19 protein-coding genes and 1 pseudogene are annotated in these 20,554 nt (G+C 34.4%); 8 read left to right on the top strand and 12 right to left on the bottom strand.

Translation table 11 applies throughout. The annotated features are described in order from the left end of the window. Window positions 1-42: 42 nt before the first annotated feature. The 3 genes from BN2144_RS10110 to BN2144_RS10100 all read right to left on the bottom strand — a co-directional run bounded on the left by BN2144_RS10110 (window position 43) and on the right by BN2144_RS10100 (window position 2,302). Window positions 43-357: a thioredoxin family protein gene (locus BN2144_RS10110; RefSeq protein ID WP_033828125.1), complete on the bottom strand. Its 315-nt coding sequence runs from the start codon at window positions 355-357 to the stop codon at window positions 43-45. A 171-nt stretch (window positions 358-528) separates the two neighbouring features. Continuing rightward, window positions 529-1,053 carry a DUF84 family protein gene (locus BN2144_RS10105; protein ID WP_033828124.1) on the bottom strand — a complete coding sequence of 175 codons (525 nt, stop codon included), beginning with the start codon at window positions 1,051-1,053 and terminating at the stop codon, window positions 529-531. A gap of 172 nt (window positions 1,054-1,225) precedes the next feature. Beyond that, complete coding sequence (locus BN2144_RS10100) at window positions 1,226-2,302, bottom strand: M42 family metallopeptidase (RefSeq protein WP_033828123.1); 1,077 nt, start codon at window positions 2,300-2,302, stop codon at window positions 1,226-1,228. A 161-nt stretch (window positions 2,303-2,463) separates the two neighbouring features. On the opposite strand from BN2144_RS10100, the gene BN2144_RS10095 reads away from it, so the two are divergent. Continuing rightward, on the top strand, window positions 2,464-2,775 hold the full coding sequence (locus tag BN2144_RS10095) for a PepSY domain-containing protein (RefSeq protein ID WP_033828122.1): 312 nt from the start codon (window positions 2,464-2,466) through the stop codon (window positions 2,773-2,775). A 49-nt stretch (window positions 2,776-2,824) separates the two neighbouring features. Here BN2144_RS10095 and BN2144_RS10090 read toward each other — a convergent pair whose 3' ends face one another. Continuing rightward, window positions 2,825-3,667 (bottom strand): YtnP family quorum-quenching lactonase, encoded by an 843-nt coding sequence (locus tag BN2144_RS10090; protein ID WP_033828121.1) that lies wholly within the window; start codon window positions 3,665-3,667, stop codon window positions 2,825-2,827. Window positions 3,668-3,823: 156 nt separating this feature from the next. On the opposite strand from BN2144_RS10090, the gene BN2144_RS10085 reads away from it, so the two are divergent. Together BN2144_RS10085 and BN2144_RS10080 are read left to right on the top strand one after the other, a co-directional pair. Continuing rightward, on the top strand, window positions 3,824-4,387 hold the full coding sequence (locus BN2144_RS10085; RefSeq protein WP_050632278.1) for a folate family ECF transporter S component: 564 nt from the start codon (window positions 3,824-3,826) through the stop codon (window positions 4,385-4,387). A 134-nt stretch (window positions 4,388-4,521) separates the two neighbouring features. Beyond that, window positions 4,522-6,198, top strand: coding sequence for a formate--tetrahydrofolate ligase (locus BN2144_RS10080; RefSeq protein ID WP_094763119.1), 1,677 nt, complete (start codon window positions 4,522-4,524; stop codon window positions 6,196-6,198). 417 nt (window positions 6,199-6,615) lie between these two features. Here BN2144_RS10080 and BN2144_RS10075 read toward each other — a convergent pair whose 3' ends face one another. Both BN2144_RS10075 and trmB read right to left on the bottom strand, forming a co-directional pair. After that, the gene (locus tag BN2144_RS10075; RefSeq protein ID WP_033828119.1) at window positions 6,616-7,488 is read right to left on the bottom strand and encodes a YitT family protein; all 873 of its coding nucleotides are present in this window, start codon (window positions 7,486-7,488) and stop codon (window positions 6,616-6,618) included. 216 nt (window positions 7,489-7,704) lie between these two features. Further along, a complete protein-coding gene (gene trmB / locus BN2144_RS10070) occupies window positions 7,705-8,373 on the bottom strand; it encodes a tRNA (guanosine(46)-N7)-methyltransferase TrmB (protein ID WP_033828118.1) in 669 nt (222 codons plus the stop codon). Window positions 8,374-8,538: 165 nt separating this feature from the next. On the opposite strand from trmB, the gene BN2144_RS10065 reads away from it, so the two are divergent. Then, a complete protein-coding gene (locus BN2144_RS10065) occupies window positions 8,539-8,817 on the top strand; it encodes a YtzH-like family protein (RefSeq protein WP_033828117.1) in 279 nt (92 codons plus the stop codon). Window positions 8,818-8,929: 112 nt separating this feature from the next. Here BN2144_RS10065 and BN2144_RS10060 read toward each other — a convergent pair whose 3' ends face one another. From BN2144_RS10060 to dat, 4 genes are all read right to left on the bottom strand, one after another. Further along, complete coding sequence (locus tag BN2144_RS10060) at window positions 8,930-9,706, bottom strand: phosphotransferase family protein (RefSeq protein ID WP_033828116.1); 777 nt, start codon at window positions 9,704-9,706, stop codon at window positions 8,930-8,932. Between the two features lie 310 nt (window positions 9,707-10,016). Next, a complete protein-coding gene (locus tag BN2144_RS10055; protein WP_033828115.1) occupies window positions 10,017-10,979 on the bottom strand; it encodes a nuclease-related domain-containing protein in 963 nt (320 codons plus the stop codon). A gap of 361 nt (window positions 10,980-11,340) precedes the next feature. Then, window positions 11,341-11,901 (bottom strand): RNA 2',3'-cyclic phosphodiesterase, encoded by a 561-nt coding sequence (gene thpR / locus BN2144_RS10050; RefSeq protein WP_033828114.1) that lies wholly within the window; start codon window positions 11,899-11,901, stop codon window positions 11,341-11,343. A 61-nt stretch (window positions 11,902-11,962) separates the two neighbouring features. Further along, window positions 11,963-12,820: a D-amino-acid transaminase gene (gene dat, locus BN2144_RS10045; RefSeq protein ID WP_033828113.1), complete on the bottom strand. Its 858-nt coding sequence runs from the start codon at window positions 12,818-12,820 to the stop codon at window positions 11,963-11,965. Window positions 12,821-13,224: 404 nt separating this feature from the next. Here dat and BN2144_RS10040 point away from each other — a divergent pair, with 404 nt between their 5' ends. Then, the gene (locus BN2144_RS10040) at window positions 13,225-13,446 is read left to right on the top strand and encodes a DeoR family transcriptional regulator (protein ID WP_033828112.1); all 222 of its coding nucleotides are present in this window, start codon (window positions 13,225-13,227) and stop codon (window positions 13,444-13,446) included. 65 nt (window positions 13,447-13,511) lie between these two features. Here the strand turns inward: BN2144_RS10040 and BN2144_RS10035 are convergent, their stop codons facing one another. Beyond that, window positions 13,512-14,258, bottom strand: a complete 747-nt coding sequence (locus BN2144_RS10035) for a pseudouridine synthase (RefSeq protein WP_042337840.1) — start codon at window positions 14,256-14,258, stop codon at window positions 13,512-13,514. Between the two features lie 170 nt (window positions 14,259-14,428). Here BN2144_RS10035 and BN2144_RS10030 point away from each other — a divergent pair, with 170 nt between their 5' ends. Beyond that, a complete protein-coding gene (locus BN2144_RS10030) occupies window positions 14,429-14,674 on the top strand; it encodes a hypothetical protein (protein ID WP_033828111.1) in 246 nt (81 codons plus the stop codon). Window positions 14,675-14,759: 85 nt separating this feature from the next. Here the strand turns inward: BN2144_RS10030 and BN2144_RS10025 are convergent, their stop codons facing one another. After that, the gene (locus BN2144_RS10025; protein WP_033828110.1) at window positions 14,760-16,367 is read right to left on the bottom strand and encodes a putative polysaccharide biosynthesis protein; all 1,608 of its coding nucleotides are present in this window, start codon (window positions 16,365-16,367) and stop codon (window positions 14,760-14,762) included. 1,612 nt (window positions 16,368-17,979) lie between these two features. Between BN2144_RS10025 and BN2144_RS10020 the strand changes: the two are divergent. Together BN2144_RS10020 and BN2144_RS10015 are read left to right on the top strand one after the other, a co-directional pair. Next, window positions 17,980-18,804 (top strand): annotated as a pseudogene (locus tag BN2144_RS10020) (IS1380 family transposase); the annotation flags it as partial. A gap of 374 nt (window positions 18,805-19,178) precedes the next feature. Next, window positions 19,179-20,408, top strand: coding sequence for a BaiN/RdsA family NAD(P)/FAD-dependent oxidoreductase (locus tag BN2144_RS10015; protein WP_042337892.1), 1,230 nt, complete (start codon window positions 19,179-19,181; stop codon window positions 20,406-20,408). The last annotated feature ends 146 nt before the right edge of the window (window positions 20,409-20,554 follow it).

The raw sequence follows: 20,554 nt of genomic DNA, 5'->3' as shown, positions 1-20,554 counted from the left end.
TGGAATTCCTCCATGCTACGAACCCCTGTAAGTAGATAATTATTATTTCAAGGAATCCATAAATTTTTCAACTTCTTCTTGAGTTTTTCGATCTTTACTAACAAAACGACCGAGTTCTTGTCCATCTTTATATGCAATAAAACTTGGAATACCAAATATATCTAACTCTGCACATAAATCAATAAACTCATCGCGGTCAACTGAAATAAATTTGTAATCATTGTATTTATTTTCAATTTCTGGCATAAATGGTTCAATAAAACGACAATCTGGACACCAGCCAGCTGTAAATAAAAATACATGTGCTCCATTGTTTTTTAATGATTGAAATTCTTCTACAGAATGTAATTTTTCCATTTATATTACCTCCAACAATTATAATAAAACTATTCTACAATCTATTTTAGAGTTTATCAAAGTCCAACAAGTCATGCCAATATCTTGTTTTTTTATTGCCTTGTCAAAATTGTTATACTGATAGGTCAGATGAGCATCTTAGGAACGACCTGAGGCGGCTTCGAAACTCGTCTAGTCGGCAATTACCTTTTGTTCATACTCATATTGACCTTTCAAAAGTTTAACAACATGGGTGAACATTTCGACACGATTTACTTGTCCATTGGTAAAAATACCAACCGCACCTTCATGGAAACGAATATTTTTCTGCTGACAAAAATCATCCATAACAGTCCCTAGTTCTTCTCCGTTACGTAGTCGATTACTAATATATTCTGGTAAAACGATCCGAGCTCCACCAGCAACATAAGGCTCATTTATTTTTTCTCTTAAAACTAATGCGCCCCAATTGCAAAGCATTAACCCAATTTTTGTTTCTGTTACACCACCTTCTAAACCAATTCCTAAATCAGCATTAACTTCTACTAAAGCATTTTTTGCCCGATTCATTGCTCCTTGAATTGTTTCTTCGTCTGAAAAAGGTTGTTCACGAACATTTGATGGAACCTTACAAGGAATAATCTCAACACCATCCAAAAAAACACTTCGAATTGCTTCTAACTTTGCTTTATTTGTTGTCCCAACTGCTACTTTCATCCCGATTCCTCTTTTCTATCTTTTTATCTTAAATGTTGACTTTACACTTATTCGACAATGATTGGTATAGTCAGCATTTTATTTCGAATTCATTTTCACTAACATAGCCTTCTTTAAAAAAGCAATTAAGCACCTAAATGGCACCTAATTGCTTAAAACTTCACTAAACATATTAACCATTTGCTTTGATACTTTCAACTGTTGTTCGATCAGTGGACCGAACTAGTTTGATGAGAAGTTCCTTTGCAGCAGCATAATCATCAACATGAATAATTGATGTGTGTGAGTGAATATAGCGAGCACAAATACCGATTACTGCACTTGGAATTCCTTCATTAGCAAGATGAACTTGACCTGCATCGGTTCCCCCACCAGAAACAAAATATTGATATGGAATTTTGTTAGATTCCGCTGTATCTAAAATAAATTCACGTAATCCACGGTGAGTAACCATTGTAGGGTCATAAATCCGAAGAAGTGTGCCTTTCCCAATATGACCAAACTGATTCTTGTCTCCTGTCATATCATTTGCCGCACTCGCATCGAGAGCAAAATATAAATCTGGTTTAATCATATAAGCGGATGTTCTTGCACCACGAAGTCCAACTTCTTCTTGAACAGTGGCACCTGAATATAAAATATTTGGCAATGTTTCTCCTTGAACTTCTTTTAATAATTCAATTGCGAGTCCACATCCATAACGATTATCCCATGCTTTTGCCATTATTTTTTTAGGATTTGCTAAAGGAGTAAAAGCACTAACTGGGACAATTTGTTGTCCTGGTTTTATTCCAATTTGTATCGCATCATTTTTATCATCAGCACCAATATCAATTAATAAGTCTTTAATTTCAGTTACTTTATTTTTATTTTCAGTTCCTCTTAGTAAATGTGGAGGAATTGAGCTAATCACCCCATCAATGGGACCGTTATCTGTAAAAATTTGCACCCGTTGCGCTTGTAGTACTTGTGGTGACCATCCACCTAACGTTTGAAATCGAATCATTCCATTATCTGTAATGGATGTGACCATAAATCCAACTTCATCCATATGCCCAGCCACCATAATTGTTGGACTATCACTCGTTCCACGTTTTATTCCAAAGATACTACCAAGTCCATCTTGTACGATTTCATCGGCATATTTTGCTAGTTGTTCTCGCATAAATTTCCGGACAAAATGCTCATTTCCAGAAGTTCCAGGAAGTTCTGTTAATGTTTTAAATAAATCTAATGTTTCTTTGTTCACAAAATTACCCCATTTCTTTAGGTTTACGAAAGATTATGTACAATGTTTATTTTACAGAAATATTTATAAACATTCTATAAAAGTAATCCATATTTGTTAAATATAACTTCATAAATGAATTAGATTTTTGCTATACTTTTTCATAGTAGGAGGCGAGTTGGATGAATAAGAAAGGTTTTATTATCGGTTTAATTTGTGGGGCGACAGTTGGTTATTTTACAAAATCTGCAATATCAAATACTGGAATTTACACATCAGAAGAAATTTTGCACAAAGTGAAACAATCAACTGCAAGTGGCGGAAAAATAACAGGCTCTTGGATTATGACAAGTCCAGAATCAATTGAACGCAACTCATTAAACTATAAAGTATATCGGGGTGGAATTACCCAATTAAATGAGGAGGAAACGAATAATTTTGAGTTTTTAGCAGATGCAAAAACAGGAACAATTATCGACTGGACTGCTTTATAACTTTCGTTTTAGGGGCCAATCCTTATAACGGCCCCTAAATATAGTTTGTTTAATTTTTTCGACGGAGTGATTGGCTAATCTTTCCTTGTGAATCCCACTTTACCGCACGATATACCGCATCGTGATAAAAAGTTAACCATGCGTTATGTTGGGCTGCATACGGAATCCACTTTTCCTTTTCAAAAATAGTAGTCATTGGATAATCATCATAGGCCATTACCCAAAGTACATTTTGGTGTGCGTGGGTAGGTAAAATATCAGCTAAATGGATGGCCATTTCTCCTTCTGATTCCAACATAATAATTGCATGACCATCACTATGGCCACCTGTATGTATCATTCGAACTCCTGGTACAATCTCCATCTCTTTATCAAATGTAATGACTTGTTCTTCAATCCCCTGCCAATTGATCTCCCAATAAGTTGATTTCGACCGAATATTCGGGTTACGCATTTCATTCCATTCTGTTTCTGTACAATAGATTTTAGCATTTGGGAAGGTAGAGACTAGTTCCCCCGCTTGATGAGTCGTTAACCCACAAGCATGATCAAAGTGAAGATGAGTCATCAGTACGGCATCAATATCCCCTCGATTTACCCCTAATTTAGCTAAAGATTCATCTAGTTTCGACTCTTCTGTCACACCAAAATTGCGCTTTTGTTTATCAGTTAATTTCCCGTTCCCTATACCCGTTTCAATGAGCAATTTTTTCCCATTCACCTCTACAAGAATCGGATCTGTTCGACATTCGATTTGATTATTTTCATTCCCCGCATATTTCCTCGTCCACAATGGCTTTGGAACTACACCAAACATCGCTCCCCCATCTAAATGGGTTACCCCTCCATCTAGCCAAGTCATCTTTATTTTGCCAATTTGCAATTTCTCCATCTCATCCACTCCTTTAAACAATTATAGAAAGAGTAATATAAAACCACTTCATAATACAATTATAATATTATTCTTTCTATAACAAAAATAAGTTATTATATAACTATGATTATATTGACAGCTCATATGAAATGGAATAAAAGGAGACATGATACGGTGAAAGAAAAAAACTTAATTCCAAATAATGAAATATTCACTAGTAACAGTAATAGCCTCACAAAGGATAGAAAAACGAAAATATTAACAACGACTAGTCTATTTATCGCGCTCAATCTCGTTCTTAATCAAATAACTGTACCCATCGGCCCAACAATTGAAATTGGATTTGCCTTTCTACCAATTGCTGTCTTAGCTTATTTATATGGTCCATTTAATGCCGGTATTTCTGCTGCCATTGCAGATGTTTTAGGTTTTTTATTACGCCCTAGTGGTTTCTTTTTTCCAGGGTTCACATTAAATGCTTTATTAATGGGGATTATTTTCGGTATCTTTTTACATCGGAAGAAAATCACTTTACAGAGAATAGCATTTACCGTTTTACTAGAAACAATAATTGTTAGTATCGTATTAACACCCATTTGGTTAAATATCATGTATGAAACTCCATTAGTTACAATTCCACGTATTATTAAAAGCGCTATTCTTTATCCGATTAATGTAGGGCTTTTATATATCGTACTAGTTAACTATGTGAAGCGAGGAAAAAATGAACGAAATTAAAGGTTTCATTTTTGTTTTGAGTTCATATTAGTCCCAAAACAATCGCTTTTTCATGCATATACTACATAGATAAAGTAAAATAATTTAGATTTATTTAATTAGACTACAATAAAGAACTAATAAGGAGAATGAATATGACTTTTTTAACGGATATTGAAATCGCAAAACAAAATAAAATGGTTCCGATTACGGATATTGCAAAGAGTATTGGTATTGATGAAGAATCCATTGACCTTTATGGAAAATATAAAGCAAAACTGGATATGCATGCCCTTGAACAATTGAAGAATCAACCGAATGGAAAATTAATTTTAGTAACGGCCATCACCCCTACTGCAGCTGGTGAAGGGAAAACAACGACTTCTGTTGGATTAGCTGATGCGCTAAATGAGCAAGATGAAAAAGTGATCGTAGCACTTAGAGAACCATCACTTGGCCCTGTTTTTGGTATTAAAGGTGGTGCAGCTGGAGGTGGTTATGCTCAAGTTGTCCCAATGGAAGATATTAACTTACATTTCACTGGTGACTTCCATGCCATTGGTGCAGCGAATAACTTATTAGCAGCAATGATTGATAATCATATCTATCATGGAAATGAGCTTGGTATCGATAACCGAAGAATTACGTGGAAACGTGTTGTGGATATGAATGACCGGCAATTGCGCTATATCGTAAACGGATTAAATGGAAAAACAAATGGTGTTCCCCGAGAAGATGGTTACGATATTACGGTCGCATCAGAAATTATGGCTATTCTCTGTCTTGCCAGTGACTTGGAAGACTTAAAAGATAGAATTAGACGTATTGTCATCGGTTATTCGTATAGTGGACAACCTGTTACTGCAGGAGACTTACATGCTGAAGGTGCCATGACTGCCTTATTAAAGGATGCCATTCGTCCAAACTTAGTGCAAACATTAGAAAAAACACCTGCTATCATACATGGTGGTCCATTCGCAAACATTGCCCACGGATGTAATAGCATAATCGCTACCAAATTAGCATTAAAATATGCAGATTATGTTGTTACAGAAGCTGGCTTTGGTGCTGACTTAGGTGCAGAGAAATTTATTGATATAAAATGTAGAATCGGCGGTCTACAACCAGATGCAGTTGTTCTTGTTGCAACCATTCGAGCTTTAAAACTTCATGGTGGTGTTAATAAGAATGAGCTAGGGCAAGAAAATGTAAGTGCAGTTATTAAAGGAATGCCAAACTTAATGAAACATATTGAAAACATTAAAAAACACTTTGGTCTTCCGTTAGCTGTAGCCATTAATAAGTTCCCAACCGACACAGACGAAGAGATTGAAGAAGTACGCCACGCATGTGCACAAGTTGGTGTTGATGCAATTCTCTGTGATGTTTGGGCTCAAGGCGGAAAAGGCGGCTTAGAACTAGCAACTAAAGTAAAAGACCTAGTGGAACAAGATAATCAATTCCGCTTTGTTTATGACGATGATGACTCAATCGAAGACAAGTTAAATAAACTAGCGACAAAAATCTATGGCGCAGACGGTGTCGATTTTACAAATGAGGCAAGAAAAGAAATGCAAAATCTAATGGATAGGGGCTTTGGAAGTCTACCTATTTGTGTAGCGAAAACGCAATACTCTTTCTCAGATAATAAAGATCTATTATGCAGACCTGAAGGATTCCGTATTACAGTACGAAATCTTAAAGTATCTGCTGGAGCCGGTTTTATCGTAGCACTTACTGGGGCCATTATGACAATGCCTGGTTTACCGAAAGTTCCAGCAGCAGAAAAAATTGACATTAACAGTGAAGGAGAAATCACAGGTTTGTTCTAATCAACCGACTCTCGACTAAAGTTGGTTATCTCCGCGCAAAATGATGAATGCGTATTGCTTCCTGAATCTTTACAGTTATAGGAGATTCAGGAAGTTTTTTATTGATGAATGAGGATACTAATAGAAGATAGCGTCGGTACTTTGGGTCTCATATGTGCAAAATCTCGTGAGGTTCACATATAGTACTTTGTGTGACTATTGTGATGTTTTTCCTGCATGTAAGACATATAAACTGCTACGTGACCTTTGCAACCTTTTTCACCGCGATTTGGGCGTCTATAACTCTTCTATAAGAAAATCAAAATACGATTTTCTTAGATAGCACCTTACCCTTTAGCTAAAAATAGGACACAGAATCTTTTCTACGTGCCCTTTCTATCAATATTTTTTTCCGTTCCCATTACTACTTCACTTTCTTTAGTGAATATTTTTCTTCTTAAATTGACCACCTTTTACATCACTAACATCGGACATAGCAACAAAAGCGCCTGGGTCAAAGTAGCGAACAATGTTTTTTAATTTTGCTTCTTCTAGACGGGTAATTACACAGTAGATAACTTTTTTCTCCTCTCCACTGTACCCACCTTCTCCTGTAAAGTAGGTAACTGTACGTCCTAATCGATTCAAAAGGGCATCACCAATTTCCTTATATTTATCCGTCACAATTAATACTGACTTTGATTCATTCATACCAACGACAACAATATCGATCGTCTTAAAGGCAATAAAGTAGGCAATAAGCGAATAAAACGTACTATTAATACTAAAGACAAAACCAGCACTACCTAAAATAAAAATATTAAAAAACATGACAATTTGTCCGACAGAAAATGAACTTTTACTACTTAAAAGCGTTGCCAATATTTCGGTTCCATCAAGTGCTCCGTTGTTACGTAAAACTGTTCCTACACCGAAGCCTAGAACAATCCCACCAAAAATAGCAGCAAGAAGCGGCTCATTTGTAATCGGCTCAACATCATGCAATGCTTCTGAAAAAATAGATGATAAAATAATACCGTAAAAGCTTTGAAATGCAAAAGACTTCCCGATTTGCTTATAGCCCAAAAATATAAACGGAATATTTAAAACGACGAGGAAGATACTGAAAGATATGGGTGAAACGAGTTCATCTAAAATTAATGAAATACCAACTACTCCACCATCAATGACCCTATTGGGTACCAAAAAGGCTTCTAATCCATAGGCAAAAACAAATGCACCAATCGTAATAAAAAAGTAACTTCGAATCGTTTCTCTTATAGAAAAATGTTCTTGATAATATTCTGACATATAATTCCTTCCTTCTAAATTAGAATGATAAAGTCGTTCTAATATGGCTTTCAATATTAGCGTTAATCCAAACGGCCCATTTTAAAGTTCCTATAATATAATTTAAAACAAAAAAGATCAATAGGGAAAGAATTTTAACTTATATTTTAAAAAAACCATAACACGGAATTACCTTATTATGGTTTTTTAGTAGTATATACAAACATGAAAAGCATATTAATTCAATTCCACTCGTGCCTCTTCGTTTTTTGGATATTTTACTTCACAACGATAAATACGATTTCCCAATCCCGAAAATTTTTCTTCATATTCGGTCATAATATTTCCTTGAAAATCACTATTATGCAAGTCAAGACTGACATATTTTAATTTCAACCCGTATTCAGAAAAACTCATGAGGGAATACTCAAATAAACCTTGGTTATCTGTTTTGAAATGAATTTCTCCCCCATTTACTAAAACATGTTCATACATTTTTAAAAATGATTTATACGTTAGTCGTCTTTTTTCATGTCTTTTTTTCGGCCATGGGTCGGAAAAGTTTAAATATACCCGTTCAATTTCTCCTTGTCCAAAAAACTCTTCTAATTTTAAAGCATTTTTATTTAATAGCTTTAAATTCGGGACTTCTGCATCAATTGCCCGGTCAAGCGCAGTAACAATAACGCTTGTATATGCTTCAATTCCAATATAGTTAACCTCAGGATTTGCTTTAGCCATCTCTGTTATAAATCGGCCTTTACCAGTACCAATTTCGATATGAATGGGATGATTGTTACCAAATAGTTCGTGCCATTTTCCTCGCCATTTTTCAGGTTCACTTACAACATATTGTGGATGATTCATTAATTTTTCTTCTGCCCACGGTTTATGTCTTAGACGCATATTTGCCACCTCTTCAATATTATTATTGGATTCAGTCATTTTTAACTTAGCATTTTAGAAATTCGGAAAACACATCTTCATAAAACTTCAAACAATATACATTCGCGAATAAATCTCGCCATTTGTAACATCCTAAAAAGGAAAAAGAACTAGGGGGAATCGTTAATGCCGATTGAACATACTCATCAAATGAATTTACTAAAAGATTTACTCCAAGACCATTCCGAAGATTGTTGTGGATCCGTATCCGAATGCGAACAAATTGAACGACTCGTTAAATCCCTTATGGTAAATGATCATATTGATCAAAATATAAAAAACATCTTAAATGATATTTATTCCTATGGTCAAAACGGAAAATATACGCAAGATCTAGATGCACATATTCAAAATAATCAAGAGCAACTATCATCTTGGGTTGATCAAATTGACCAATTTAGCTAATGAATCCAAGTGATATTTGAGTAAGACTCATAAAATAATAATCGTGATACAATGACTTATCATTAAAAAATCTCCCTATCCCAAGGGAGATTTTACCCATCTCGAAGCTTTTTTATGATTGTAGTGTTTCCAAATATTGCAACCAAAACAAACTATCTTGGTCCTTTCCTTTATTACGGAAAAATTGTATAGAAAACATCGTTTGATAATAAACATACCATTTTAACCGAGTTTGTAAGGACTCATCTAGGGTCATCCCATAATTCTCTAACCATTTTCCCCATTCTGCTTCAGGTACATACCAATATAATAAAGGTCCAATATCTAGTACTGGATCACCAATAATTGCACTTTCCCAGTCTATTAAGAACAGGTCATTCTCTTCAGTTAACATCCAGTTATTATGATTCATATCACCATGGCAAACAGCCCAATGGTTTGTTCCTAATTGGTTCATATTATCCTTGAGATAGTTGATTGAATGGTGGATGATTGGATCTTCTTTTAATTTTGGATCATAATTATTTAATAAGTGCGTTAATAAATATTCAGGAGAGGCCGGTGTTTTTCCTAATCTCTTTAACATCGATAAGAGTGGTTTTGACTGATGAATTTTTTTCAATAATTTTGCTACATCTTCTCCGCCCATATCAATAGGCTCTAATTTCCGCCCTTTAATCCACTTTTGAGCAGTAATAACATCTCCACTCTCTAACCGTTTCGTCCAAATTAATTTCGGCACAATTCCCTCAGCAGAGAGCACAGCTAAAAATGGAGAGGAGTTCCGCTTTATAAATAATTTTTCGTTATCATGGGAAGCGAGAAAAGCCTCACCTGTTACTCCGCCAGCTGGTTCAATTACCCAACCATTCTCAAGAATATAGTCCACCGTTTTCACCCTCAATGTTTATGCATAATCCAATATATTTTTAGGTAGTTGCTAATTAAATTAAGGAGAAAATTAACAAACAATTAAAATATATTTCATTTCCGATCTATAGATAGTGACTTTATGATTGTATCTTTTTGAAAGCGATTGCGTCAAGTTAAATTTACCTACTACTGTTTTACCAGTGAAAAATGACAGTTTACTATATTCTATTGTAATATTTTTTTACCAATTAGAAAACACTCTTTTTCACTTACAAGAGCTGGAAAATAAATTCAGAAGACTCTTTATATCATATGACCACAATGAATTAATAAATACGGGAGTGAGAAGTTGTTTTACATTGTTCTAAAATCGCCTTTGCTATCTTTAATTGACTATTTTTCAAAGGAGCCTTAAAAGAACGCATTTTTTCAAACCAATCAAGATAATTTCGGGAATCAATAACCGTTACACCATACGGTACTGTTGGAAAATCAATAAATCCGTTTCGACTTATTAGTACTTTTGAGATTGGAAATTCGATTCCTGATTGTTTTATGATTCCTTTTACAATGGATTCCGTCCTATTTAAGGAAATAAGTGGATTCAAAACTTTCTTTCTACTCCTCGTTTGCCTTCTCTCCCAAAAATGGCCTTCTGAACCTACAAATACTGTTTGATCATCCGCTTCTAAAAATTTAAAACAAATTAATTCTAATGGTGTTACAAGAATGATATCACTCTCAACGGATGCTTTCTTTAATTGAAATATGGGATTGTACAGAATTAAATATGTATCGGGAAAACGTTGAGAGAAATACTGTAAATGTTCATCGTGGTAATATGAATAATCGACATTTGATTGTTCACTTATCGTTGAACTCGCCCAAAGTAATTGTACTTTAAAAATTTCTTCTAAAAAGTAATGTTTTAAATCTTCAACGGTTTTCGGGACGGCCGTTAAGGTAGCAGAGGGAAAGCCCATTATACTAAAATGATCGTCATCATATAATATTTCTTCCTTAACCGGGTCATCCTCTTCTTCCCACTCGTTTTGATTTCTTGATAAAAGTTGTTTCACTTTATTCCATAAGTTTTCCTTTGTTTCAAACATTTCTATTTCAGGTTCATTGTTTAACGGTAAATCAGTCCTGTAAAGGGAACCATCTTCCCAAGCTTGATGTAATTGTTCCCATTGAAGACGTTTTAGCCTAATAAATCGGGAAAGGTATCTATATATATCATATTCATAGCGCGATACGTAATCTTGAATTTTTATTATTTGACCCATTTTTTACAATCCATCCTTTATTCTTTAGGCTGTTTTCGTATCCTTTGTTGTTTTTCACTAAGGCGGAAGCGCACCTTAAGGAACGGCCATAAGGTACTACTTCCCCGAATATACTCCCCCGGCTCTTACTACTCGAAATCATGCCTTACTGAATTACTAGTAGACACAGGTGCAGCATTGCACAAATCCGACTTTTCCGACGGACGCTTCCAAGAAAAGAAGAAATGCTACGTAAGCGAAACAGCCCTCGAATGAAATGCGATTAGCATGATCACGGAGTCGCCGCCAAGATTAACCACAATTCATTTTTTCTTCTAAAAAGCAACAACTATTGAGAAAACAGCCTTTCTTTACAATAACTTTATTGTAGCTTAAATGTATGGACGACTTTGTATTTTGGCGTTTCATCTACATGTGTCTCATATAATACAACCTCATCTACTTGAAAGCAAAATGGTTCGTCTGCATTGTATTTATTCAGTAAACTTCTTTGAAAAGGTTCGCTTGAGTTCCACTTTCTGGCAATTGTAATATGCGGTCGAAATGGCTTTTTATCTAAAGATAGACCAAGATTCGTACATTGATTATACACCTTTTCTTGTATATTTTTTAAGACTGAAGAATGTTCTACATCGAGCCAAAAAATTCTCGGCTCGGACTCTTTACCAAATGTGCCAAATGTATTTAATGTTAATAGAAATGGCTGTATATTTATAAAACTGTCTGTAACGGTATCAATCGCGCGGGATAACAAATCTTTTTCTTGAAAACCTAAAAATGTAAGGGTAATATGATAATCTTCTGGATGGACCCAACGTTTAAATGGAAACTGCTGTTTATTCTTAATTACCCATTGATGTATCGCTTCTTTCACCCGACTAGGTAGTTTTACTGCGAAAAAATAATGATGTTTCCCTTCCATGTTTACACTCCCAAATTTTCATATTATCTATATTGTATACAAAAAGTGGGCGTGTAATCTATTACGATTTAAGAGGTCCACATTCTTTTTCAATTTCCTTTTCAAATAACTTTTGCAGACTACGTGTTATATTCCCAGGTGCTCCATCATTAATCTTTTTTTGATCAATAGCTATGATTGGTACAATTTCAAGTGTCGTACTTGTAATAAACACTTCATCCGCTTCTAGTAGTTGTTCAATTGTAAACGGATGCTCCTCAAAAGAAAACGTATGATTGTGAATGGTAGATATTAACTTTTGTCTTGTAATTCCATTTAAAATATAATGATTTGCCGGATGTGTGAATATTTTATCACCCGCTACAATCCAAACATTCGTTGAGCTTCCTTCTGTAACGACATTGTTTCGGTGTAATATCGCTTCTAAACAGTTCGCATCTGTTGCCTTTTTCTTTGCAAGCACATTTCCAAGAAGACTAATTGACTTAATGTCACATAATTGCCAACGTAAATCTTCACTTGTAACAGCTTCAGCACCCGACTGCATTAACGTAATCGGACGAGCTCCCTCCATAATATAACCAATTAATGTTGTGGACGCATTTTCTGGAATTACATGATTTCTTGGCGCAACACCTCTTGTCACTTGAATATATAAATTACAAGTATTTACATTTTCTAAAGCAAGTAAATCGCTAATTAATTCAATTAGTTTACTTTTTGATGTTGAAACTTCCATAAATATTTTTTCTGCACTTGTAAATAATCGGTCAATGTGTTCCAAAAGGGCAAACGGCTTTCCGTTATAAATACGAATCACTTCATAGACACCATCACCGAACTGAAAACCACGATCCTCCATATTAATTTTAACATCTTCTTGTTGAATAATTTCTTCATTAAAAATAACTTTCCCCATTTACTCCCACCCCTTCATTTCTAATTAACTTTCAAATTATTCATTTTAAATTTCTTTGAATATTTTATTACATTTTTCATATAATGGCAAAAAAGGGGAGGTTATATTATCGTTCTATAAAGTTTAGAAAAAATATTTCCAATAAATATAACAATAATTTTCAAAGTTTTCATGTTGCATTATATATGACAATATTTATTTACAATAACTTCACAAATTGTTCAAAGAAACAACCAAATGGCTAATATAAAAAAACTAGTAATTTTTGAGATAATTCGTTATAATATTTATATTACATTTACAAGAAAGATAATGAAGTTATTATCTTACGTAACAGGGAATATTCCCCGTTGTCGTTTGCAAGGAAGGAAGCCAACTAAAATGAATAATAGGGGTGTGGTTTTTTGGAAAACTCTACTGACCGGATGCTAACTCGTATCAAGTCCGTTTACATGTTCATCTATGAAAATGGTACTGTATCGACGCAACAATTGGTAGACGAGTTTGGCACAACTCCTCGGACAATCCAAAGAGATTTAAATGTTTTGGCATATAATGGTTTAGTAATGAGCCCTAGCCGAGGCAAATGGACAACGACGAAGAAAAAAGTAAAAATTTCATCTTAGAGATATATATTGAAAAATCGCCTGAAGAATTGGCGATTTTTTTAGCTACTTATATTGTTTAAATATTACTCAACACCTTTGCTTGCTGGAAAATCTCCTCCTCCCTCTTTTAACATTGATACTTCCTTATCAGTTAATTCGCGATACTCCCCTTCTTCCAAACGATTATCAAGCTCAATTGGCCCCATTGATATTCGTTTTAAATAAACAACCTTTTTTCCAACCGCTTCAAACATTCGTTTCACTTGATGAAATTTCCCTTCCGTAATCGTTAATTCAATCTCAGAGCGGATTTCACCACTACGCAATATTGTAAGGTAAGCAGGTTTTGTTTTATAACCATCATCAAGAGTTACACCTTCTTGAAAAGCCGACTTGTCCTCCTCAGTAACTGTTCCGTCAATAAGCGCATAATATGTTTTTGGCACATGCTTTTTTGGTGATAATAACCGATGTGCAAGTGCCCCATCATTGGTTAGAAGAAGTAAACCTACTGTATCTTTATCAAGACGACCAACTGGAAATGGTTGATAAACCGCATCCTCTAGCTCTAACAGATCAAGTACAGTCTCTTCACGCAAATCTTCTGTCGCCGAAATAACTCCAGCTGGTTTATTCATCATTAAATAAATATACTCTTTATATTCAATCTTTTCTCCATAAACCGTTATTTCGTCTTTTTCAGGATTGACATGTATTTTCGCATCCGTTATCGTTTCACCATTTACCTCAACGACCCGGTCTTTCAATAATTTCTTTACTTCTTTACGACTTCCGTACCCAATATTCGCTAAAATTTTATCTATACGCACAGAATAACCTCCACTTATAAATAAATTGTTCATACTTTCCTTGAATGAGATCATGTTAAACATTCGTTCCAGTTTATTATCATTTCACTGATCGAATTAGGCATTTCAATCATACCCTTTTAGTCAAACACACATACAATGTTTACTGAAAGATTAAGGAGGGGTATGTCATGTTAGATTATTATCGTCAACAACAATTTCCTGGTCACATGCATGGGCAAGGACAATTTCAAAGTCCCGGGCACACAGGGCAATTTCAAAGTCCTGGCCATGCAGGGCAATATTTTCCAGGGTTTCCAGGAGCAGGGCAATCGAATAGAATCGATCGTTTAGAACGTGAAGTTAACCGGTTAGAACGAGAAGTTAATCGGTTAGATAACCGTCTCCGTCGAGTAGAAAGACGATTAGGTATGTAACCATTTTTATAAAAGCTGTAAAAAGGTCCCTTGCATAATTACAGAATAAATTTTTGTTCCTGTAACAACACATGGGACCCTTTTCTTAACCCATTTTTCTTTTCAAACTTTTCATCTGATCTGGGAAAAGGAAGTAAATTAAACGGGACTTCACACTTAAATAAAAATAAACAAACGCACCAAGTGCACTACATAATAAAATGAGTATTAACGACATCATTTTCGTATCTGGAGTAATAAACAAATGTAAAAGCTGATAGAATAAATACACGACGATACCCATTATTAAATTAAAAATAATAATTAATATTCCTCGCCTCAATACAAGTCGGTATTTATAACTCGCATAATACTTAATTACAATTAAGTTAATTGTAATCGTAATGACATACCCGATCACCGTCGTATATATCGCCCCTACTGTTCCAAATGCTTTTATAAAAGGAACATTCAGTATAAGTTTAAATAACAACCCTAGAAGTAAGCTAAACACAGTAAATTTCTGTTGATTTAACCCTTGTAAAATAGCTGCCGTCACCGAAAACAAGGCAAATAAAATGGCAACAGGTGCATAGAGCATTAACACTTTTGTACCAAAGTCATATGGCTTATAGAAAAATGTATAAAAAGGCTCTGCCAAAATTGAAATCCCGATTGCTGCCGGTAACGTTAAATATAATAACACTTGAAAAGTTTGGTTCAATTGAGATTTCATTAATTTTTCATCACGATTGACAAACGCAGCTGTAATCGATGGTACTAAAGAAACTGAAAAAGCCGTTGCTAATGAAACTGGTATAATGACAATTTTATGTGCATTGGCGTTTAATGCTGATAAATGGTCATCAGCCACTTTTGCTAAGCCAATTGTCGCCATTGCACCATTATGTGTTAACTGGTCAACAAATTGGAATAAAGAATTTGAGATGGCAACGACGATAAATGGAATAGCAGAGATAAAGATTTCTTTATAAATTTGTGGCAAAGAAATCTGAACCGTTCCCTTATCCTTTAACAACAACTCATCTAAATATGGCTTTCGTTTATACCAATACCAAATTAAAACGAGTAAGCCGCCAATTGCACCAACAAATGCAGCAAAGGTTGCTACTTGTACTGCATGAACAGTCGACCCATCAAATACATTTAAAATAAGATAGACACCAATCAAAAGAAAAGCAATGCGGACAATTTGCTCAACTACTTGAGATACAGCGGACGGGCCCATGGATTGATGACCTTGGAAAAATCCACGAATTAAACTCATAAACGGAACAACAATTAATGCAAAGCTAACAGCTCTTATAACCATAACGACTTCTTCAGGTTTTATTACTTGTTCTTTATCCGCTATAACAATATCGGCAAGCATCGGTGCTAATAAATAAAGAATAATGAATGATGCAAAACCAGTCATTAACATTAAAACAAGCCCTGATTTAAATAGTCTTCTTCCAACACCATATTCTTCGAGTGCATTATATTTTGAAACAAACTTAGATACGGCAAGTGGAATACCAGCTGTTGCTATACTAATAAAGATTGTGTAAGGTACATAGCCGTAATTGTAAAGTGCAAATCCTCTTTGACCGACTAAAGCGAAAAAAGGGATAACGTAAATTAATCCTAGAATTTTAGAAATGTATGTACCAAGGGTTAAAACAAACGTTCCCCGCATAAATTTAGATCCCATAAAATCCCTACCTAACACATTTACTGTTACATCATACTAAAAAAACTATCTGTTCATCATTATGACAGATTTCCAAAACAAAATACACTTATCTATTTTATCTGTTTTCTATCGTGATTGACAATTTACTTTTATACTTTTTGCGAACTTTTTATTTGGACTTTTATTTTCTCAGGAAAGTTAAAATGTATTTGATAATTATTTTTAAAAAAATAAACTAATTTAGTGATTTTATTTATAATCTTCTAATTATTATGCTATTATTAAGATGAAAATGAATGTACGATGGGGGTGTGATTGGCGATAATAAAGTTTTTTCTATCACTTAATTTCCAATAGAGAAACATATATAGATAGTCGAAAAAAGCTTGGAGAAGATGGTTACATTATGAATTCATTAGAGTTCATAAATAGCGATCAACCAGTTGGATTTTTTGAGGATGATTGGATTCATATTAATTGTTAAGAGTGATATTTTAAAGCGAAGGAAAATTGGTTAACTATTGTTCGTTTTATAATATAAATGTCCTAGCTTTCATTTTTATTATAGTAAAAATAGTAAGTGTAGGAGAGGAAAATAATGAAAAAGAGTTTAGTTATTCATTTTATTTTTTGCAGTATTTTTTATTACTTTACTTGTGAATAATTTTGATTTTTATCAGTTGAATAGAGTTTTTGCTTTGTTTTATTTCTTGTTGTGGATTGTTACAACAGTTGTTTTGTTCCTGAAAAATATTAACAATAAGAGAATGGTTGAAAATTCACAAAACTACTTCCTGTTATTATATAATGATTAATACAATAGGAAATAACGATTAACAAAAATAGAGACTTTGCCGATAAAAGTCTAAAATCTTTAATTCTGTAAACGAGCACATTATTTAATCTCGCCTTTTTCATTTTAATCCGGAATGTAATCTGAAATAATAATCTGGTTCCATATTTACTAAATGGTAAATACCCCAATTTCCTATTGGAAGCTAATCTTCATCGACATACTCCTTTGCTTTCCTTCAATAAATAATCATTGTTCTTTCTATTTCAAAATTGATAGACCCTTTTCGTTTCTTAACTTTTCGATATAATAATTTAAGTAGTGGGGATTCGGGATGACTAGCTAGCAAGTCTTTTTTTATTTTTAGCACAAAATTTGTGCAGTACTTTGCATTTTTACCCTGCAAAGCTCTGCACTTTTTTGCTATATACAGAACTTAGAACCACTATGGTTATACTAACTTTTTATAGTTTGAGTAATATACATTTAATCTAATACTAACCAATCATTAAAGATATTATTGTCGTGTAATTGCAAATAATATTTTAAAAACCTTATAATTTCTTGAGTCGTTATATTTTCACCTGATTTATTCATAGTAATTTAAGAATTGACCTTAAATCCATGTAATCTAGGCTTCTTGCCAATTTGATTCTGTACTAAATAAATGCAAAAAAGAATCCATTTCTGTTACAGTTAAAGTACCACCAAAAACCTCACAGAAAGGATTCTTTATATGGTTACTTTAACGAAAAAAACGCTTAATTTCAATCCCAAAATTAAATTGTCAAATGATGGAGGCTCTCTCTCCTCCGATACAGGTGAATTTCTTTTTAGCACTATGGAACAATGGGCTTTCATCCTTTCGTTGCCTTTGATGGTGCTCGGGTGACTTTTTGAAGGCCAAACTTCGCCCTGGTAATGTCTATACTTCAAACGGCGTGGTTGAATTTATACAGCCTTTGATTGAACATTATAACGAAGCATTCCCGGAAACAAGTTTGTTCCTACGAGGAGACAGTGGATTTGCTGTACGAGCCTTGTATGAATTATGCGAACAGGAATCCGTCCGTTACATTATTCGTTTAAAATCAAATGCCCAATTACAAAGTCTAGCGAAAGAATATCATCCTTCTTCCGCACCTACAGACATTTCAAAAACAGAATGCCATTTTGAAGAAACCATTTACCAAGCAAATTCATGGTCGAAACCAAGAAAGATTATTATTCAATCCGTGCGACCTGCAGGTGAATTGTTCTTTACCCATTCCTTTTTTGTCACAAGTTTCGAATTGGCTTCTCCTCATGATATCGTCCGTGCCTATCAAAAAAGAGGAACGATGGAGAACTACATCAAGGAAGCTAAAAATGGTTTTTATTTCGATAAAATGAATAGCCATTCTTTCATGGTTAACGAGGTTAAGATGATGTTGACTCTCCTAGCTTATAACTTAACCAATTGGTTACGAACCCTCTGCCCTCTGCTTTCCGGAAGGGAAAAAGACGATGCAAATTGACACCATACGTACTAGGATAATCAAAGTAACCAGTAGAATAGTGAAATCGGGCAGATCAATTTACTTTAAACTATCATCAAGTTTTGTATATCAGAAGTTCTTTTGGAACGTGTTGGGCCAAATTCAAAAGCTCCAAATAGAATAGTCTGATGACAGCCTTAGCTTAACTGAAAAAAACACCCTTTTCGGTCAAGGGAGAAGTCTGCCCAAAATTCGAATACTACTGATAAAATATTCAGTTAACTCGGTGGTAACGTATAATTTTTAAATTAAGCCTGTGAAATTTCCCTTTTTATCAAATTTACCCATTGGATTTCATGAGGCTATGAATATTTCAGGTTATTTATTATTTGTGTATAGAAAATTAATTAAATCGGGTTTGCTTGTCTTGAAATTTTTTTACTTTCTTTCATTTTTCAATTTGTATATAATTATTGAAATGAAATTCAGTTTAAAGAAAAGGTGATTACTATACAACAAGTAGATGTTCTCGTAATTGGCGGTGGTCCGAGTGGGTTAATGGCAGCAATTGCAGCTGGCGAGACTGGTGCTAAAGTTATGCTTGTAGATAAAGGGGACAAGCTTGGTCGGAAGTTGGCAATATCCGGTGGAGGGCGTTGTAATGTAACGAATCGACTTCCAATTGATGAAATTATAAAACATATCCCTGGAAATGGACGATTTCTTTATAGTGCATTTTCTATTTTTAATAATGAGGATATCATCCGTTTTTTTGAAAATTTAGGTGTTGCCTTAAAAGAGGAAGATCACGGAAGGATGTTCCCTGTAAGTAATCATGCAAAATCAGTCGTAAATGCATTATTAAATCGAATAGATGAATTGAAGGTTATTATCCGAACAAATTGTCCTGTTGAAGATATTCATTATGAAAATGGCCATGTGAATGAAGTAATTTTAAATAATGGTTCTATCATTCACCCAAAATCAGTCGTCGTTGCAGTCGGTGGGAAATCAGTCCCTCATACTGGTTCTACCGGAGATGGCTATCCATGGGCTGAAAAAGCTGGGCATACGATAACTGAACTTTACCCGACAGAGGTACCATTACTTTCAGATGAACCATTTATAAAAAATCGCACCCTTCAAGGTTTATCATTACGTAATATTGCATTATCAGTGCTAAATCCAAAAGGCAAAACAATCATAACCCATCAAATGGATATGATTTTTACCCATTTTGGTATATCTGGCCCCGCTGTATTACGCTGTAGCCAGTTTGTTGTAAAAGCAATGAAAAAATGGAATCTTTCCCATATAACGATGAAAATTGATGCTCTTGTACATCGCACAGAAGAAGAAATTTTTCAAGAGATTGTTGGCAAAATAAAAGATGAACCGAAAAAGGCTGTGAAAAATGCTCTTAAAGGGCTGTTACCCGAACGATATTTACTATTTTTATTAGAACAAGCAAGTATTGAACAAGATGCGCCATTGAATACATTAAATAAAGAGAAGTTCCGGAATTTCGCTCATTATTGCAAAGATTTTCGATTTACCGTTAATGGGACTCAACCACTCGAAAAGGCATTTGTCACTGGTGGTGGCATTTCTGTTAAAGAAGTAGAACCGAAAACACTTGCTTCTAAAAAAATGGATGGCCTTTATTTTAGTGGTGAGATTTTGGATATTCACGGCTATACTGGTGGATATAATATCACTTCCGCTCTTGTTACTGGAAAATTAGCTGGAATGAATGCAGCAAAGTTTGCGTTAGGAATGCATTCATGACATGTATGTAAAGAAAACTTAAGCCGTTTGGGCCTTTAAGCGGGACGAGAGCTGAAGTTTTTCGCTTCGTTTACGGGAAGTAGATAATTTAAGCGCATAAGCTAAAAAGGAATCAGCACGGTATGGCTGGTTCCTTTTTTTTTGAG

This window comes from Bacillus andreraoultii (assembly GCF_001244735.1).
Lineage (GTDB): Bacteria > Bacillota > Bacilli > Bacillales > Caldibacillaceae > Caldifermentibacillus > Caldifermentibacillus andreraoultii.
Note: the sequence above shows the minus strand (reverse complement) of the source record. Positions and strands in the feature narration are given on the sequence as shown.